Source organism: Pseudomonas fluorescens, from assembly GCF_000730425.1.
GTDB lineage: Bacteria > Pseudomonadota > Gammaproteobacteria > Pseudomonadales > Pseudomonadaceae > Aquipseudomonas > Aquipseudomonas fluorescens_X.
This window is the reverse complement of record NZ_CP008896.1, coordinates 500,207-516,119: the sequence shown is the minus strand read 5'-3', so window position 1 is coordinate 516,119 and position 15,913 is coordinate 500,207. Positions and strand designations below refer to the sequence as shown.

General features: G+C 61.6%; 18 protein-coding genes. 10 read left to right on the top strand and 8 right to left on the bottom strand.

Features of this window, described 5'->3' with window-relative positions; all coding sequences use genetic code 11:
- The first annotated feature begins 1 nt into the window (after position 1).
- The 4 genes from modC to HZ99_RS02130 all read left to right on the top strand — a co-directional run bounded on the left by modC (position 2) and on the right by HZ99_RS02130 (position 4,739).
- Positions 2-1,081, top strand: a complete 1,080-nt coding sequence (modC, locus tag HZ99_RS02145) for a molybdenum ABC transporter ATP-binding protein (RefSeq protein WP_038447787.1) — start codon at positions 2-4, stop codon at positions 1,079-1,081.
- A 66-nt stretch (positions 1,082-1,147) separates the two neighbouring features.
- Positions 1,148-2,152, top strand: coding sequence for a DNA topoisomerase IB (locus HZ99_RS02140; protein ID WP_038441009.1), 1,005 nt, complete (start codon positions 1,148-1,150; stop codon positions 2,150-2,152).
- 167 nt (positions 2,153-2,319) lie between these two features.
- Positions 2,320-3,954, top strand: coding sequence for an ABC-F family ATP-binding cassette domain-containing protein (locus HZ99_RS02135; RefSeq protein ID WP_038441007.1), 1,635 nt, complete (start codon positions 2,320-2,322; stop codon positions 3,952-3,954).
- A gap of 80 nt (positions 3,955-4,034) precedes the next feature.
- Positions 4,035-4,739 carry a YoaK family protein gene (locus HZ99_RS02130; RefSeq protein WP_038441005.1) on the top strand — a complete coding sequence of 235 codons (705 nt, stop codon included), beginning with the start codon at positions 4,035-4,037 and terminating at the stop codon, positions 4,737-4,739.
- 124 nt (positions 4,740-4,863) lie between these two features.
- Here HZ99_RS02130 and HZ99_RS02125 read toward each other — a convergent pair whose 3' ends face one another.
- From HZ99_RS02125 to HZ99_RS02105, 5 genes are all read right to left on the bottom strand, one after another.
- Positions 4,864-5,217: a hypothetical protein gene (locus HZ99_RS02125; protein WP_038441004.1), complete on the bottom strand. Its 354-nt coding sequence runs from the start codon at positions 5,215-5,217 to the stop codon at positions 4,864-4,866.
- Between the two features lie 82 nt (positions 5,218-5,299).
- Positions 5,300-5,611, bottom strand: a complete 312-nt coding sequence (locus HZ99_RS02120; protein ID WP_038441003.1) for an AzlD domain-containing protein — start codon at positions 5,609-5,611, stop codon at positions 5,300-5,302.
- Complete coding sequence (locus HZ99_RS02115; protein ID WP_032860728.1) at positions 5,608-6,303, bottom strand: AzlC family ABC transporter permease; 696 nt, start codon at positions 6,301-6,303, stop codon at positions 5,608-5,610. Before HZ99_RS02115 ends, HZ99_RS02120 begins: the two co-directional genes overlap by 4 nt.
- 117 nt (positions 6,304-6,420) lie before the next feature.
- Positions 6,421-7,116 carry an alpha/beta hydrolase gene (locus HZ99_RS02110; protein WP_038441001.1) on the bottom strand — a complete coding sequence of 232 codons (696 nt, stop codon included), beginning with the start codon at positions 7,114-7,116 and terminating at the stop codon, positions 6,421-6,423.
- 129 nt (positions 7,117-7,245) lie between these two features.
- A complete protein-coding gene (locus HZ99_RS02105; protein WP_003212603.1) occupies positions 7,246-7,461 on the bottom strand; it encodes a hypothetical protein in 216 nt (71 codons plus the stop codon).
- Positions 7,462-7,603: 142 nt separating this feature from the next.
- Here HZ99_RS02105 and HZ99_RS02100 point away from each other — a divergent pair, with 142 nt between their 5' ends.
- From HZ99_RS02100 to HZ99_RS02080, 6 genes are all read left to right on the top strand, one after another.
- Positions 7,604-8,887: an arsenic transporter gene (locus HZ99_RS02100; protein WP_038440998.1), complete on the top strand. Its 1,284-nt coding sequence runs from the start codon at positions 7,604-7,606 to the stop codon at positions 8,885-8,887.
- 42 nt (positions 8,888-8,929) lie between these two features.
- Positions 8,930-9,109: a hypothetical protein gene (locus tag HZ99_RS28285; RefSeq protein ID WP_144243145.1), complete on the top strand. Its 180-nt coding sequence runs from the start codon at positions 8,930-8,932 to the stop codon at positions 9,107-9,109.
- Between the two features lie 13 nt (positions 9,110-9,122).
- Entirely contained in the window at positions 9,123-9,734 is a 612-nt protein-coding gene (locus HZ99_RS02095; protein ID WP_038440996.1) for a LysE family transporter, read from the top strand.
- Positions 9,735-10,043: 309 nt separating this feature from the next.
- Entirely contained in the window at positions 10,044-10,328 is a 285-nt protein-coding gene (locus HZ99_RS27530; RefSeq protein WP_080727648.1) for a hypothetical protein, read from the top strand.
- Between the two features lie 208 nt (positions 10,329-10,536).
- Entirely contained in the window at positions 10,537-13,251 is a 2,715-nt protein-coding gene (gene mgtA, locus HZ99_RS02085) for a magnesium-translocating P-type ATPase (RefSeq protein WP_038440994.1), read from the top strand.
- 126 nt (positions 13,252-13,377) lie between these two features.
- Entirely contained in the window at positions 13,378-14,106 is a 729-nt protein-coding gene (locus tag HZ99_RS02080; protein ID WP_038440992.1) for a hypothetical protein, read from the top strand.
- A 62-nt stretch (positions 14,107-14,168) separates the two neighbouring features.
- Here the strand turns inward: HZ99_RS02080 and HZ99_RS02075 are convergent, their stop codons facing one another.
- From HZ99_RS02075 to HZ99_RS02065, 3 genes are all read right to left on the bottom strand, one after another.
- Positions 14,169-14,897, bottom strand: coding sequence for a tellurite resistance TerB family protein (locus tag HZ99_RS02075; RefSeq protein WP_038440989.1), 729 nt, complete (start codon positions 14,895-14,897; stop codon positions 14,169-14,171).
- Between the two features lie 211 nt (positions 14,898-15,108).
- Entirely contained in the window at positions 15,109-15,546 is a 438-nt protein-coding gene (locus HZ99_RS02070; protein ID WP_038440987.1) for an MAPEG family protein, read from the bottom strand.
- Complete coding sequence (locus HZ99_RS02065) at positions 15,543-15,854, bottom strand: hypothetical protein (protein WP_038440986.1); 312 nt, start codon at positions 15,852-15,854, stop codon at positions 15,543-15,545. Before HZ99_RS02065 ends, HZ99_RS02070 begins: the two co-directional genes overlap by 4 nt.
- Between the last annotated feature and the right edge of the window lie 59 nt (positions 15,855-15,913).

The following is a 15,913-nucleotide window of genomic DNA, read 5'->3' as shown; positions in this document are numbered from 1 at the left end:
GATGATCGAGGTACGCCTGCAATTGAAATATTCCGGGTTTGCCCTGGACGTAGACCTGAAGCTGCCGGGCCGTGGCGTGAGTGCGCTCTACGGGCACTCAGGCTCGGGTAAGACCACCTGCCTGCGCTGTATTGCCGGGCTGGAGCGGGCCGGCGATGGCTTTGTGCAAATCAATGATCAAATCTGGCAAGACAGCCGCAATGGCCTGTTTGTGCCGCCGCACAAACGTGCCTTGGGTTATGTGTTTCAAGAAGCCAGCCTGTTTCCCCATCTGTCGGTGTTGGCCAACCTGGAATTCGGCCTCAAGCGTATCCCCAAGGCCCAACGCCGCGTAGACATGACCCAGGCCACGCAATTGCTGGGCATCGGCCACCTGCTCGATCGCCATCCCCAGCATTTGTCCGGCGGTGAGCGCCAGCGCGTCGGCATCGCCCGCGCCCTGCTCACCAGCCCGCAGCTCCTGCTGATGGACGAGCCCCTGGCCGCCCTCGACAGCCAGCGCAAAGACGAGATCCTGCCTTACCTGGAGCGCCTGCACGACCAACTGGAAATCCCGGTGCTGTACGTCAGCCATGCCCAGGATGAAGTGGCCCGCCTGGCCGATCACATTGTCCTGCTCAGTGAGGGCAAGGCCCTGGCCAGTGGGCCGATTGGCGAAACCCTGGCGCGGCTCGACCTGCCGCTGGCCCTGGGCGACGATGCCGGCGTGGTGATCAACGGTACGGTCAGTGGCCATGACGCCCACTATCAACTGCTGACCCTGCAACTGCCCGACAGCCCACTGCAGATGCGCGTGGCCCACGCCCCGCTGGAGCAGGGCAAATACTTGCGGTTCAAGGTCCAGGCCCGGGATGTCAGCCTCAGCCTGCAGCCCGGGGAGCACAGCAGTATCCTCAACTGCTTACCCGTAACGGTGACCCAGGAGATTCCCGCCGATAACAGCGCCCACGTGCTGGTACGGCTCGACGCGGCGGGTACGCCGTTGCTCGCGCGGATCACCCGCTACTCGCGAGACCAATTGCAAGTGCATCCCGGCCAGGCATTGTGGGCACAAATCAAGGCCGTCGCCGTACTGGCTTGAACGGACGGCACAGTGCTGCGGTCAATCAGCCATACCGGCCTGATTTGCTGCCAAGGACTGCGTCCCATGCCCGACTCCACCCTGCCCCGCGACCTGCACTACGTTGACGACCATCAGCCGGGCCTGAGTCGCCGCAAACTGCGGGGCACGTTCCAGTATTTCCAGAGCAACGGCCAACGCATCACCGACACCGACGAAATCCAGCGCATCAACGCCCTTGCCATCCCGCCGGCCTATACCGACGTCTGGATCTGCGCCGACCCCAAGGGCCATCTGCAGGCCACCGGGCGCGATGCCCGAGGCCGCAAACAATACCGCTATCACCCACGCTGGCGTGAAGTGCGCGACAGCGACAAATATTCGCGCCTGCAGGATTTTGGCAATGCGTTGCCCAAACTGCGCAAGCACCTGCAAGCGCAAATCGAAGCGCCGGGGTTTAACCGGGAGAAGGTCCTGGCCACTGTCGTACTGTTGCTGGACGCTACGCTAATCCGCGTCGGCAACAGCCAATACGCTCGCGATAACCGCTCCTATGGCCTGACCACCTTGCGCACCCGCCATGTGGACATCAAGGGCAGCGAAATCCAGTTCCAGTTCCGTGGCAAGAGCGGTGTCGAACACCAGGTCAGCGTCAAGGACCGGCGCCTGGCTGGCGTACTCAAGCGCTGCCTGGAGTTGCCAGGGCAGGACCTGTTCCAGTATCTGGACGCAGACGGCGAGCGGCATACCGTCAGTTCCACCGACGTCAACGCGTACCTGCACAGCCTCACCGGCGCCGACTTTACCGCCAAGGATTATCGCACCTGGGCCGGCAGTGCCCTGGCCCTGGCAGTGCTGCGGGAACTGGCGTGGCAACCGGAGTCAGATGCGAAAAAGCATGTGGTGGAGATGGTCAAGCACGTCGCCCGACAATTGGGCAATACCCCTGCGGTGTGCCGCAAGTGCTACATCCACCCCGCCGTGCTGGAGCACTTCACCCTGGGTAGCCTGGCGAAACTGCCCAGGCCCAGGGTGCGCAAAGGGTTGAAAGCTGAAGAGGTCGGGCTGGCGATGTTTCTTGAGCAACTGTAGGCGCTGGCAGCACAGGTGTAGGAAAAGTAACTCAGTTGCGCTAGCCTATGGGGCCTTTCCTCCCGCAGGACGACCGCCGACGTGAACAACTAAGCCTTCCAACATGTAAACGCAATGAGCCGCCTGGCGCGCTTGTTGGCTTGTGCCACATTGTTCTGGAGGTGCTGATGACTGACGTCAACCGGCTGCCTGTACTTGTTTCCTTGCATCACGTGGGTTTCCAGTTCGCCAATGGCGCGACGTTGCTGAAAGACCTCAACCTGTCTATCGATCACACCCCGACCGGGATTGTCGGCCGTAATGGCATGGGCAAGAGTGTGTTGGCACGCCTGCTGGCCGGCGTGCTTCTTCCTTCCTGCGGCGTTATCAAATCGTCGGCCCGTATCGCCTATGTCCCACAAACCATCGAGCTGTTGCCGGGGCAGACCGTGGCCCAGGTCTGCGGTTGCGCGCCAATCCTGGCTGGTCTTGAGCGCCTGGCCAGAGGGCAAGCGCTGCCCGGCGACCTGGAACTGATCGATGATCGCTGGGACCTGGCCGAACGCCTGCGCCAGGCCCTCGACGGTGCCGGTTTGTCCGAGATAGATCCCAGCCAGCCCGCCGGGCAACTCAGCGGCGGCCAACTGGCCAGGATCGCCCTGATTGGCGCCCTGTTGTGCATGCCGCAGTTACTGATTCTCGACGAACCCACCAACCACCTCGACAGCGCCGGCCGCGACTGGCTGTCAGCGACCCTCAGTAGCTGGCGCGGCGGCTTGGTGGTGGTCAGCCATGACCGGCGCCTGCTCAATACCCTGGAGCGGATCATCGAACTGTCCCCCCTCGGAGCCCGGCTCTATGGCGGCAACTACGACGACTATCGTGCGCAGCGTGATGCCGAACAACACGCCGCCCAGGCGGCCCTGGAGCATGCCCGGCTGGATCGACGGCGTGAGCACCAGCGCCTGAAAAAGGCTATTGACAGCTTCCAGCGCCACGCTGCCAGCGCCCGTAAATATGCGGAAACCGCCAACGTCGACGCCTTCACCAAGGCCCGCTGGAAAGGCGCCGCCAACGAAATCGTGAGCAATGTGCGCAGCGCCCATGTCCAGCAAAAACAGACGTTGAACGAACGCGTGCGCTCGGCCCACGAGCGGGTGGTAGACCAAACCCCGACCTTCCTCGCCTTGCCCGGCACATCATTGCCAGCGGGTCGCCAGGTATTAACGTTGGTCGACAGTCAGTTGCCCTGGCTCGACCCGCGCGCGCCGAGCACCTTCATCAACGCCAGCCTGTGTGGGCCGGTACGGGTCGCCGTCAACGGGCCGAACGGCTGCGGCAAATCCACCCTGCTCAAGCTACTGGCGGGCCAATGGCAACCCGTCAGCGGCGAATGCACGGTTCACGTGCCCTGCGCCTATCTCGACCAACCATTGGCGCTGCTCGATGACCGGCAATCGATCGTCGAACAACTGAAGTGGATGGACACGCCACTGGCCGAAGCCGAGTTGCGCACACGCCTGGCTTTGTTGCAGTTGGATGCCTTGCGCGTGACCCAACCCACCGGCCAGCTCAGTGGCGGTGAGCGCCTGAAGGCGGCCATGGCGATTGCCTTATGGCGCAAGACCCCGGCGCAATTGTTGCTGTTGGACGAACCCACCAACCACCTGGACCTGGAGTCGGTGATGGCTTTCGAGCAGGCTTTGCAAGGGTTTACTGGAGCACTGATTGCGGTCTCCCATGACGCGGCGTTTCTCAAGGCGCTCAAGCCGACTCATGTGCTGACCTGGCAAGCCATGGGCTGGCGCTTGGAGATGAACTGAAGGATGTGCCAAATCATTGCAGTCGGCAGGAAAGCGTCCTACGGTAGTGGCCGGATAATCTCACTGAGGAACCTCTCGACGTGCTGCCCTCCTCCCCTAAACCCATGGTCAATACCGCTCTGCAGCACCAGCACAAATGGCGGGGCCGCATTGGCCTGACGCTAGTGGCCAGCCTCTCGGTGCTGGCGGGCATGACCGACGCTATCGGTTTTATGGCCAGTGGCGATTTTGTCTCGTTCATGAGCGGCAACACCACGCGGCTGGCGGTGGCGATCAGTGAGGGTGACCTGGGGCTCACCGGGCGCCTTACCCTGCTGGTGGCGACGTTTATCCTGGGTAATGCGCTGGGTGTGATCATCAGCCGTATCAGCAAGCGCCACGCGCTGCCGCTGTTGCTGTGTATTGCCACCCTGTTGTGCGGCGCGGCGGCGTGGCCGATGGCTGAACAGTTGCCGGCAGTACTGGCCGCGATCATTGCCATGGGCATGCTCAATGCGGCAGTGGAACAGGTCAACGGCCTGCCTGTGGGGCTGACGTACGTGACCGGCGCACTGTCGCGTTTCGGGCGCGGGCTGGGGCGCTGGATGCTGGGGGAGCGCCGCAATGGCTGGCGTGTACAGTTGATTCCCTGGGCCGGGATGTTTGTCGGCGCGGTGATCGGCGCCTTGCTGGAGCATCAGTTGGGAATCAGGGCCCTGCTGGTCAGCGGCCTGTTGTCGGCGCTGCTGGGCCTGGTGTCGTTGAAGATTCCCAGGCGGTGGCACTTAGGCTATATGCCACGGTGAAAAGATGCTTGCCCGACATTTAGACCTCGACATCCATGTACTGGTAAAGAGCCATCATGTCGGGCAAGCGCGGGCATTTTAAGGCAAAGCCGACGGTGTGTCCGCCGGGTATTTCTGAAGAAATCTACAGACAAGTGGCCAGGGCTGCCAGGCGACGCTTGGCGGCCCAATTGTCCTCGGCAGCGTAGTAACTGACGGTGGTGCGGGTGCCTGCACTGCGCACATCGACAAAGTAGTCGCCGCCCGTGGTGTAGACCGTATGGCCCCCACCTTGGGCTGGCTCCATGAAGCCGCCAGCATCGACACCGAATACGGCCTCGTCCTGCCAACCGAACTGGATGCACTGGGCGACGATCAGTGCCGCCTTGTCTGAGGCCAGGGTTTTATAAGGCGCACCAGAGCGCGCGTCTTTCATCTTAGAGCCTGCACAACCGGCCAGCGCCGCCAGCACCAACGCACCTATCACCACCTTCCGCATGCCATCGCTTCCTTGAAAAAAACGCGACTGTATCATTGAACGTGTGTGGTGAGTTCTCGGCCGCTATCGTCGGCAAGCCCCCCTAAAGCAACCAGCGAAACAGGTAGAACAGCCCCATGCTCAGCAGCACCGTCGTCAACACGCTGCGGGTCCAGAACATCAGGGCCACCGCGCAGATCCCGGCCAGCAGGTAAGGGTTGGTGGGACTCAGGTCGAGCTTATGCTCGGCCAGGAAAATGATCGGCCCGCAAATCGCCGTCAACATGCCAGGCACCGCGAAACCAAGAAATTCCCGGGCGCCGCGGTTCAGGCGCACCGGCAAACGCGGCTCCAGAAACAGGTAACGGTTGAAAAACACCGCCAGGCCCATGCCGATAATCATCACGAAAATCATCGTTGCCCCACTCCCAAGCGTTTGCAGGCATACCCTGCACTCATCCCCAACAACCCCGACACCACCACCGCCGACTCCCAGTGCCAGTAGCTGAGCAGCACCGAGAACAGCAAGGCCACGGCCACGCACACCACCGTTGGCACATCGCGCACTACCGGGGTGATCAAGGCGATAAAGGTCGCGGCGATGGAAAACTCCAGGCCCAGTTGATCAAGGTTGGGGATGCTCTTGCCGAGCACGATGCCAGCCAGGGTGAACAGGTTCCAGGCCACGTAGAACGTCAGGCCCACACCCAGGGCATACCAGCGATTGAAGGTCTGGCGGTCGTACTGGCTGACCAGGGCAAAGAACTCATCCGTCAGCAAAAAGCCCAGGCTCATGCGCCACCGCGCCGGCAAGGGCGACAGCGTGGCCCGCATATGCATGCCATATAGCAAGTGCTGGGAGGTCAGCAGCAACGTGGTGAGCAATATGGCGATCAGGCTCGCGCCGCTCTTGACCATGCCAATCGCCACCAACTGCGCGGCACCGGCAAACACAATGGCCGACAGGCCCTGGCTTTCCAGCGGGGTGAACTGGGCGTCAATCGCCAGGGAACCGGCCAACAGGCCCCACGGGGCACAGGCCAGCGACAGGGGGATGATCGCAATCGCGCCACGGGCGAAAGCGTAATGAGGCAAGGCAGTAGGCATGGACAACGGGCTCATCGACAGACAGTCGACAAGCATGGCAGTGCCAACCAGGATTGTCTTGAACGATCTTGCAGCAGGCAACACCCCGACGTTGGGAAGGAATGTTGCCCGCCACCATTACTTCTGCAGGGCCGTGGCGGCTTTATCAATAAAGGCCGCCACTTCAACAGCCCTGGAGGCTAGCGAAGCATGACTGGCGTCCAGGGTGAGAATCTCACGGGGTTTGATGCGCTCGGCCATGCGCACCTGGTTATCGGGGTGAATCATATGGTCCTGGGTGGACACCTGATACCACGATGGCTTGGTCTTCCAGGCAGGGTTGCTGACTTCGTCGCCAAAGGTGCTGGCCAGCGGCGCCTTCTGTGTGACCCCCAGGACGTCGCCCTCCGATTGCGGCAAGTCCTGGCAGAAGCTTTCATGGAACAACTCGGGCTTGACCCACAGGTAGCCATCGCTGTCCGGCGCCAGATTGGGCGCGGCCTTGGGCAGGTGCGCCTGGGTAATGGCACCCGGGCTTTCCCCGTCATCCGGGGCAAACGCGGCAATGAACACCAGCCCCTGGACATTGGGTTCATTACCCGCCTGGGAGATAACCGCCCCTCCATAGGAATGCCCGACCAACAGGACCGGCCCCTTGATCTGGGCCACCATCTTGCGTGTACGTTCGGCGTCTTCAGCCAGTGACGTCAGGGGGATTTCCACCGCGTGCAAGTCGCCGTAGCCCTTTTTCCGCAGCTCGACGATCACTCGACTCCAATGCGCTGCGCCGCCCCAAAACCCGTGTACCAGAACAATTGCCGGTTTTTCACTCATTCGATGACTTCCTCTGTATTGAGCACGAAGGCTTCACGGATCCTGTCTGCTGCAGCCGTGGCCGCGCCTAGTGTCAGCTCATCCAAAATAATCGTCACGCAGCAGTCGCCGAACGGTCATGGGCCCTTATCAGGCCAGCTTGACCGATACCCGTTCTACCGCGTCCCGGGCCTCACGCAACTCGTGGGCATCCTGGTTAAGCCGGTGGATGGTGTTGAGCAGGCGCTGGCGCAGCACTTCATCGCTGAGTTTTTCGACGGCACGCATCAAGTCGAAGGCTGCGGTTTCGTTGTTGTCCGCGACAGAGTCGAGGGTCTTGCGCAAGTTGCGAGTGGCACGGGTCACACCGTTACTTCCTTTATCACCAATGGCGGGCACTTTAGGACAGTTGTGTTTCATTTTAATTTCAACCACTTGCCACAGAATCCCGGTACCTTGTCACAGGTCAATCAAACGCCGAATCGCCACCCCGCGGAGAATGTCCTTGATGCTTGCTGCCCTCGCCATCTTCCTGTTCACCATTGTCCTGGTCATCTGGCAACCCAAGGGCCTGGGCGTGGGCTGGAGTGCCGCAATGGGGGCGATCCTCGCCATGGCCTGCGGCGTGATCAGCCTGGCGGATATCCCTGTGGTGTGGCAGATCATCTGGAATGCCACCGGCACCTTCGTCGCGTTGATCATCATCAGCCTGATCCTCGACGAAGCCGGTTTTTTCGCCTGGGCCGCCTTGCATGTGGCGCGTTGGGGGCGGGGCCGTGGCCGCCGGCTGTTTGCCTATATGGTGCTGCTGGGGGCGCTGGTCTCGGCGCTGTTCGCCAATGACGGTGCAGCGCTGATCCTGACGCCGATTGTCATGTCGATGCTCCTGGCACTGCGCTTCTCGCCAGCTGCGACCCTGGCGTTCGTGATGGGTGCAGGGTTTATCGCCGACACCGCCAGCTTGCCGCTGGTGGTGTCCAACCTGGTAAACATCGTCTCTGCGGATTATTTCAAGATCGGCTTCAACGAGTACGCGGCGATCATGGTGCCCGTCAACCTGGTCAGCGTCGCAGCGACCCTGGCGGTCCTGCTGTGGTTCTTCCGGCGTGATATCCCACAAAGTTACGATCCCGCGGACCTGCCGTCACCGGCCAGTGCCATCCATGACCCGGCGACCTTCCACGCAGCCTGGTGGGTGCTGGGCATTCTGTTGGTCGGTTGCTTCGCCCTCGAACCCCTGGGCATTCCGATCAGCGCCATCTCGGCCGCCTGCGCCCTGCTCCTGCTGGTGATCGCCGCCAAAGGGCACAAGATTTCCACGCGCAAGGTACTCAAGGAAGCGCCCTGGCAAATCGTGATTTTCTCCTTGGGGATGTACCTGGTGGTGTATGGCCTGCGCAATGCCGGCCTGACCACTTACCTGGCCACCTGGCTCAACACCTTCGCCGATTACGGCGTATGGGGCGCCGCGCTGGGTACCGGATTGCTGACGGCACTGCTGTCTTCGGTGATGAACAACCTGCCGACGGTGCTGATCGGTGCACTGTCGATCGAGGCCAGCCATGCCGTGGGCGTGGTCAAGGAGGCGATGATCTACGCCAATGTGATCGGCAGTGACCTGGGGCCGAAAATCACGCCCATCGGCAGCCTGGCGACCTTGCTCTGGCTGCATATTCTGGCGCGCAAGGGCATCCGGATCACCTGGGGTTATTACTTCAAGGTCGGCATCGTCCTGACCCTGCCGGTGCTCATCATCACCCTGGCCGCACTAGCCCTGCGCCTGAGTTTCTAAACCGGTATGCTTTCCCACACCTACCGCCATCGAGCCCTCCCCATGAGTTCTTTGCACCACGCCTGGCTGGGCCACTACGAAATCAGCAGCACCCCCTGCAGCGGCCTGACATTGACCCGTAGGAACCGGCTTGCCGGCGATAGCGGTTCATCAGGCGGCACTGTTGCTGGATGGACCGACGCCATCGCCGGCAAGCCGGCTCCTACGGGAATCATCGGTTGATTATGGAAGGGCGATGTTGACGATCTTTTTTAGCGCACTGGTGTTTGGTTTTGTGTTTTGCCTGTCCCCCGGTGCCGTGCTGGCCGAGACGTTGCGCCGTGGCCTGTTGCACGGGTTCACCCCGGCATTGCTGGTGCAGGTGGGCTCGCTGTTGGGTGATGCGACCTGGGCGGTGATCGGCCTCACCGGCATGGCCCTGCTGATTCAGCACGAAGCGGTACGCGTGCCCCTGACGGCCCTTTGCGCGTTGTACCTGGCCTGGCTCGGCGTGCGCAGCCTGGTGGATGCCTGGCGCCTGCCACAACCCGACAGCGCCCCGGCCAGCACCGGGCGCAATGCGCTGCTGGTCGGCGCCGCCCTCTCGCTGGCCAACCCGAAGAACATTGTGTATTGGGGGGCCCTGGGCAGCGCTCTGTCAGGCATCGTCGGCGCCACCCCGAGCCATGGCCAGACCCTGATGTTCTTCGTCGGTTTTATGCTGGCTGCGATCCTGTCGTGCTTTTTGATTGCGGGGTTGGTGAGTATCTTGCGAAAGAATGCCTCGGCAACTTGGCAACGCATCAGTCATGGTGCATGTGGGTTAGTATTGATCTATCTGGCGTTATTGGCTGCCTATAGCCTATGAACTTATAGATTGAACAATCCCAATCTGAATAAAGTCTGAACAAACAACAAACAAGTTTATTATTGATTGACATCCACTGCCCGCCTGAGTAGATTGCCCGTGCCTGCAACTCGGGCCTTTTTTCAACCTCACAAAAGAAGCCAATGGACACAGTATCTAGTCGCTGTCCTTCACCCGCGAATGCGGGGGTCGGGCGCCAAACCCAGAATAAAGACGGGACTCGCCTTCCAGGCCGGGTAAGCTGCGCTAGAGCTTGATGCTCCAACGTAACTGCCTTGAGCCGGCGCCAGTCCGGTCCCGAGGTGTGTTATGAATTTCCAGACCCTTGTTCTACCTGATCTACGCACGCTGGCCCAAGCCCTGCGGGCCAAGCTGTGCCGTGGTTCCCTGGGCGCTGCCCCAGTGCGCACGGCCTTTGCCTCCCCCTCCCTGCGTCTCAACCCGATCCACCTCCAGGCTCACTGGCGCCTGTGCCCCACCACCGGCCATCTGGTCCAGCAATGGGACCACGCCGACCCTCAAGATCCGCAGAGACGGAACGTTTCCAGCCTGCTTGCCCACGTGCGCCTGATGCTCAGTGCTCACGCGGCATAAGCCGGTTGGAAACAGCAACTTCCTGATTATTGGCCAATTAATTAACTGGCGTTCCTTTGGAACTAAGCCAGCCGTAGTTTTCTGCGCGCCCGTTAATTAACTCGCCTCTTTAAAGTTATTAGAACCGATCGCAAAAATTGCGACTCGGCATGCTTCCGTTCGCCTGTTCGCCAGGTCAGTAACGGGTATGTCGGCAGGAGTAAAAACTATGAGCGCCGTAAAAACCATGCAACGTCCAAACAAGAACAGCACCGCCAACGACAGCAAACTGTCGATGCGTGCTGCCCGCGAAGCGCGCAACGGCCTGGCCGCCACCCTGGCCAACGTCCGGGCAACCAGGGAGGGCCTGACCGAACTGGACGCCAGCGCCCGCCTGCAACGCGAAGGCTATAACGAGGTGGCCCATGACAAGCCGCCCCACGCGCTGGTGCAGTTTCTCCAGGCCCTGAACAACCCCTTTATCTACGTGCTACTGACCCTGGCGGTGATCAGCTTTGTCACCGACTACTGGCTACCGCTGCGCGCCGGTGAAGAGGTGGACCTGACCAAGGTCATTATCATCATGACCATGGTCGCCCTGAGCAGCCTGCTGCGCTTCTGGCAGGAGCACCGCTCGGCCAAGTCCGCCGAAGCCCTCAAGGCCATGGTACGCACCACCGCCACGGTGCTGCGCCGTGAGCAGGTCGGCGCCACCCCCAGCCTGCGCGAAGTGCCGATGCGCGACCTGGTGGCGGGCGATATCGTGCAACTGTCGGCCGGTGACATGATCCCGGCGGATATCCGGCTGATCGAGTCCCGTGACCTGTTTATCAGCCAGGCCGTGCTGACCGGGGAAGCCTTGCCGGTAGAAAAGTACGACACCCTGGGCGACGTCACGCAAAAATCCGCCACCCTCAGTGCCGCCGACCAGAGCAACCTGCTGGACCTGCCCAACATTTGCTTCATGGGCACCAACGTCGTCAGCGGCCGCGCCCAGGCGGTGGTGGTGGCGACCGGACCGCGTACCTACTTCGGCTCGCTGGCCAAGGCCATCGTTGGCTCCCGGGTGCAAACTGCCTTCGACCGCGGAGTGAACAGCGTCAGCTGGCTGCTGATCCGTTTCATGCTGGTGATGGTGCCCATCGTGTTTTTCCTCAATGGCTTTTCCAAGGGCGATTGGGGCGACGCCTTCCTGTTTGCCCTGGCAGTGGCCGTGGGCCTGACCCCGGAAATGCTGCCGATGATCGTCAGCGCCAACCTGGCCAAGGGCGCGAATGCCATGGCCAAGCGCAAAGTGGTGGTCAAGCGCCTCAACGCGATCCAGAACTTCGGCTCGATGGACGTGCTGTGCACCGACAAGACCGGCACCCTGACCCAGGACAAAATCATCCTCGAACACCACGTCAACGCCTTCGGCCAGCGGGACGACCAGGTATTGTCCCTGGCCTGGCTCAACAGCCATCACCAAAGCGGCATGAAGAACCTGATGGACCAGGCAGTCCTTGCGTTCTCCCAGCACAACCCCACATTCCAGGTGCCGTTTGCCTACAGCAAGGTCGATGAACTGCCCTTTGACTTTGTACGCCGGCGCCTGTCGATTGTGGTCAAAGACAGCCATGGCGATCACCTGCTGGTGTGCAAGGGTGCCGTAGAAGAAATGCTCGCTATCGCCACCCATGTCATGGAAGGCAATAGCGCCGTGGCCCTGGATGAGCGTCGTTGCCAGGCGTTGCTCAACACCGCCAACGAGTTCAACGAGGACGGTTTCCGCGTGCTGGTGGTTGCCACCCGCAACATTCCCCAGGCCCTGGCGCGCCAGCAATACACGCCCGCCGATGAACGCAACCTGGTGATCCACGGTTTCCTGACGTTCCTCGATCCGCCGAAGGAAACCGCCGGCCCGGCGATTGCCGCCCTGCAAGAGATCGGTGTCGCGGTCAAAGTGCTGACTGGCGATAACGCCGTGGTCACCCGCACCATCTGCCGCCAAGTCGGCCTGGAACCCGGTGAGCCGCTGCTGGGCGTGGACATCGAAGCCATGGACGATGCCACTCTCAAGCAGCAGGTCGAACAACGCACCGTGTTCGCCAAGCTGACCCCGCTGCAAAAATCACGGGTGCTCAAGGCCTTGCAGTCCAACGGACACACCGTGGGCTTCCTTGGCGATGGGATCAACGATGCCCCCGCCCTGCGCGATGCCGACGTTGGCATCTCAGTGGACAGCGCGACCGATATTGCCAAGGAATCGGCCGACATCATCCTCCTGGAAAAGAGCCTGATGGTCCTCGAAGAAGGGGTGCTCAAAGGACGCGAGACCTTCGGCAACATCATGAAGTACCTGAACATGACGGCCAGCTCCAACTTCGGCAACGTGTTCTCGGTACTGGTGGCCAGTGCATTCATTCCCTTCATGCCGATGCTGGCGATCCATCTGCTGCTGCAAAACCTGATGTACGACATCTCTCAACTGGCCCTGCCGTGGGACAAGATGGACAAGGAGTACCTGGCCAAGCCACGCAAGTGGGATGCGCAGAATATCGGGCGCTTCATGATCTGGATCGGGCCGACCTCGTCGATCTTCGACATCACCACCTTTGCCCTGATGTGGTACGTGTTCTCGGCCAATAGCGTGGAAATGCAGACCCTGTTCCAGTCCGGCTGGTTTGTCGAAGGGCTGCTCTCGCAGACCCTGGTGGTGCATATGCTGCGCACCCGCAAGATCCCATTCTTCCAGAGCACCGCCGCCTGGCCGGTATTGTTGATGACCGGCCTGGTCATCGCACTGGGGATCTATGTGCCCTTCTCGCCCCTGGGCACGATCGTGGGCCTGCAACCACTGCCTTGGGCGTATTTCCCATGGCTGGTCGGCACCTTGCTCGCCTACTGCTGCGTAGCGCAACTGATGAAGACCCTCTACATCCGCCGCTTCAAGCAATGGTACTGACCGGCAGGAGCCGGCTTGCCGGCGATGCGGGGTGCCTGGTGCTCCGCGTCGCTCTCGGCTTTTTCGCTGACAAGCCAGCGCCTACAGACTCGCGACCGATAACTCGCTCATTGGGAGCATGACCCCATGCACAAACACACCTTCCTTGCAGCCTTCGAGTGGCTGCCGGCGTCGCGGCAACGAGCGCTGCGCCGCAACCTGATTTTTATCGGCACGACCCTGGCGGTCGGCCTGGTGTCCAAGGCTTTTGCCGCAGGCGGTTCCTACGTGGTAGAGGATGGCGCGATCAACGCCTCCGGCGAATGCAATGTCGACGGCGGCTATACCCGTTCCACACAGCACGCCACCCTCTCTGCTGCCTGTACCTCCAGAACAATGCCCAGCCTGCAATGGGGCGCTGCCATCGAGGATGACCCGGAGCACACCCAACTCAGTCCACAACTCAAGGGTTCATTGTGGGTGTGGCAGGATGCAGGCGTAGAGATCGCCTGGGCTGCGGCTGCGCACATCGCAGTGGACCGCCGGCACCCATTCGACGGCGCGGACCTGGGGCTGCCGTTGACCTGGCAACCGTTTGAGGCACTGCGCTTGAACCTCAATACCGGCTGGACCCATGCCTATGACGATGGTGAACAACACCACCGGCTGACCTGGGGCACGGGCGTGGAATATCACCTGGCGGACTCACTGACACTGTTGGCAGAGCGTTACGGCCAGCAACGCGGCGACCAGGCCTGGCAGGCAGGCCCGCGCGTGCATCTGGGCAAGCAGGTGGATGTGGACCTGGTGGTGGGGCGCAACCTGACAGGGGATCACGACCGATGGCTGACGACAGGGGCAACCCTGCGATTCTGAAACCAGACCAACTGTAGGCGCTGTCTCGCCCGGCGAGGCAGCGCCTACATGGGTAGCGGGTATCAGGCCGGTTTGGCTTGCTGTTCGAGGTGCAGTTGCAACTCAGGCTCGATACCCAGCGCACCCGCCAGTTCATCCAGGTAGTTGCGCTCGGCGTCCTGCTGGTCGTCCACCAGCATCACGCTGGCCAGGTAGACCTCGGCGGCCACGGCCGGGTCATTGGCATACTCGGCAAAATCCGCCGCATCCAGCGGCTTGGCGACTTGCGCATCAAGCCATTGCTGCAAGTCTGGATCGTCGGTGTGGCGCCCGATCTCCTGGGAGATCAAGGCCTTTTCATTGTCGTCGATCCGACCATCCGCCTTGGCCGCCGCGATCAATGCGCGCAGTACCGCGTGGCTATGGGCCTCGACGTCGGAGCCGGAAAGTTGATCGACCGTCTGCAAGGCCTGTTGCGGCGCCGAGGCCTGCTGGCTTTGCCAGGCTTGATACGCCTGGAACGCCATCATCCCCAATGACGCCAGGGCCGCGTAGTTGGTGCCACCGCCACGCGCCGGGGTTGATCCGCCCGCCTGGGTTTTACCCAACATGCCACCCAGGCCACCGAGCAGATCGCCCAGGCCGCCACCGGACGCAGAGGTTGCGCCGCCGCCCCGGAGCAAGCCACCGAGCAGGCCGCCCAACCCACCGAGCCCTCCCGCGCCGCCCTGCGGTGCGGCCGAACCGCCTTGCTGCGACATCGAGGCTTGACCTGCACGAAGCAGTTGTTCCAGTAGAGCACTGGTGTTCATGGTATCGCCCTCCTATGGGCTGTGCGCCAGACAACCAACAATAGTCCCTGGCGCCTATAACGCCAAGATCGGCCAGCGAGGGTGGTTTCACCGACCGGCCTGTACCCCAGCAAATCCGCCACAGGCCTGTAACGCTCGAGAGAATTCTTCAGATTCGACACGCCAGGGTTTGTAGTGAACGCAGGACCACGCCCGGCTCGCCGAGCCCCCCTTACCCTATCGGAACGGGCAACAGCGCCGCGCCGATCAACCCCGCCAGTCCCAACAGGCACGCCAGGCCAATGCCATAGGCCAGGGTGCGCCAGGGTTGGCGACCGCTCAGATACATCAAGGTATGCATCACCCGCGCGACGGTGAACAGGCCAAACAGCCAGGCGGTCGCAACCCCACGGGTATCCAGCGCCAGGCACAACCCGCCAAGGGCAAAAAACAAGGGAATGTTTTCCAGATCATTGGCCCAGGCTTTCGCCGCCCGGCTGACAGGCAGGAGTTCCTGGGCATTGGCCTGGCGCTGGAAGAAACCGGCATCTTCAGGATTGGTGAACGCACGGTGCCTGAGGCGGAAAAAACCCTGGTAACAGGAGATCGCCAGCATCTTGATGAACAGCACCAGTACACACAGGGCGAACATAAGCAGGAGGCTGTTCATTGCCGCTCCCTGGCAAAGCCGTTGACCACCAGATACAACAGCGGGCCTGCCGAGACGAAAACCGCCGTCAACAGCCAGTAAGGCAACACACTGGCCACTGACCGGCCCTTGGCGCGAGTGTCGTGGTACATCCACACACACGCCAGGGCCGCCATCAGATACAGGTCGATCACCACCTGGGCAGTGTCGGGCCTGGATAACAGCTCAAGGCCGAACGCCAAAAGCGACTGCTCGGCCCAGAGCAGGGTGCCCAGGGTGTAGAGGGAAAACGCCAACAGGCTGGCAAGGGCGATATAGGGTCTGTGCATAGGGTCCACCGTGCAGGATTGGGCAAGCCGCAGATTAGTGATAACGTCGCCGCCATCTC

What these genes read in the sequence shown, in the direction of transcription:
- HZ99_RS02115 (WP_032860728.1), bottom strand. Translation starts at nt 6,303, where the DNA reads ATGCCTACTGCCTTGCCTCATTACGCTTTCGCCCGTGGCGCGATTGCG.
- HZ99_RS02135 (WP_038441007.1), top strand. Translation starts at nt 2,320, where the DNA reads ATGACTGACGTCAACCGGCTGCCTGTACTTGTTTCCTTGCATCACGTG.
- HZ99_RS02070 (WP_038440987.1), bottom strand. Translation starts at nt 15,546, where the DNA reads ATGAACAGCCTCCTGCTTATGTTCGCCCTGTGTGTACTGGTGCTGTTC.
- HZ99_RS02100 (WP_038440998.1), top strand. Translation starts at nt 7,604, where the DNA reads ATGCTTGCTGCCCTCGCCATCTTCCTGTTCACCATTGTCCTGGTCATC.
- HZ99_RS02065 (WP_038440986.1), bottom strand. Translation starts at nt 15,854, where the DNA reads ATGCACAGACCCTATATCGCCCTTGCCAGCCTGTTGGCGTTTTCCCTC.
- modC (WP_038447787.1), top strand. Translation starts at nt 2, where the DNA reads ATGATCGAGGTACGCCTGCAATTGAAATATTCCGGGTTTGCCCTGGAC.
- HZ99_RS02095 (WP_038440996.1), top strand. Translation starts at nt 9,123, where the DNA reads ATGTTGACGATCTTTTTTAGCGCACTGGTGTTTGGTTTTGTGTTTTGC.
- HZ99_RS02080 (WP_038440992.1), top strand. Translation starts at nt 13,378, where the DNA reads ATGCACAAACACACCTTCCTTGCAGCCTTCGAGTGGCTGCCGGCGTCG.
- HZ99_RS02110 (WP_038441001.1), bottom strand. Translation starts at nt 7,116, where the DNA reads ATGAGTGAAAAACCGGCAATTGTTCTGGTACACGGGTTTTGGGGCGGC.
- HZ99_RS02125 (WP_038441004.1), bottom strand. Translation starts at nt 5,217, where the DNA reads ATGCGGAAGGTGGTGATAGGTGCGTTGGTGCTGGCGGCGCTGGCCGGT.
- HZ99_RS02120 (WP_038441003.1), bottom strand. Translation starts at nt 5,611, where the DNA reads ATGATTTTCGTGATGATTATCGGCATGGGCCTGGCGGTGTTTTTCAAC.
- mgtA (WP_038440994.1), top strand. Translation starts at nt 10,537, where the DNA reads ATGAGCGCCGTAAAAACCATGCAACGTCCAAACAAGAACAGCACCGCC.
- HZ99_RS27530 (WP_080727648.1), top strand. Translation starts at nt 10,044, where the DNA reads ATGAATTTCCAGACCCTTGTTCTACCTGATCTACGCACGCTGGCCCAA.
- HZ99_RS02140 (WP_038441009.1), top strand. Translation starts at nt 1,148, where the DNA reads ATGCCCGACTCCACCCTGCCCCGCGACCTGCACTACGTTGACGACCAT.
- HZ99_RS02075 (WP_038440989.1), bottom strand. Translation starts at nt 14,897, where the DNA reads ATGAACACCAGTGCTCTACTGGAACAACTGCTTCGTGCAGGTCAAGCC.
- HZ99_RS28285 (WP_144243145.1), top strand. Translation starts at nt 8,930, where the DNA reads ATGAGTTCTTTGCACCACGCCTGGCTGGGCCACTACGAAATCAGCAGC.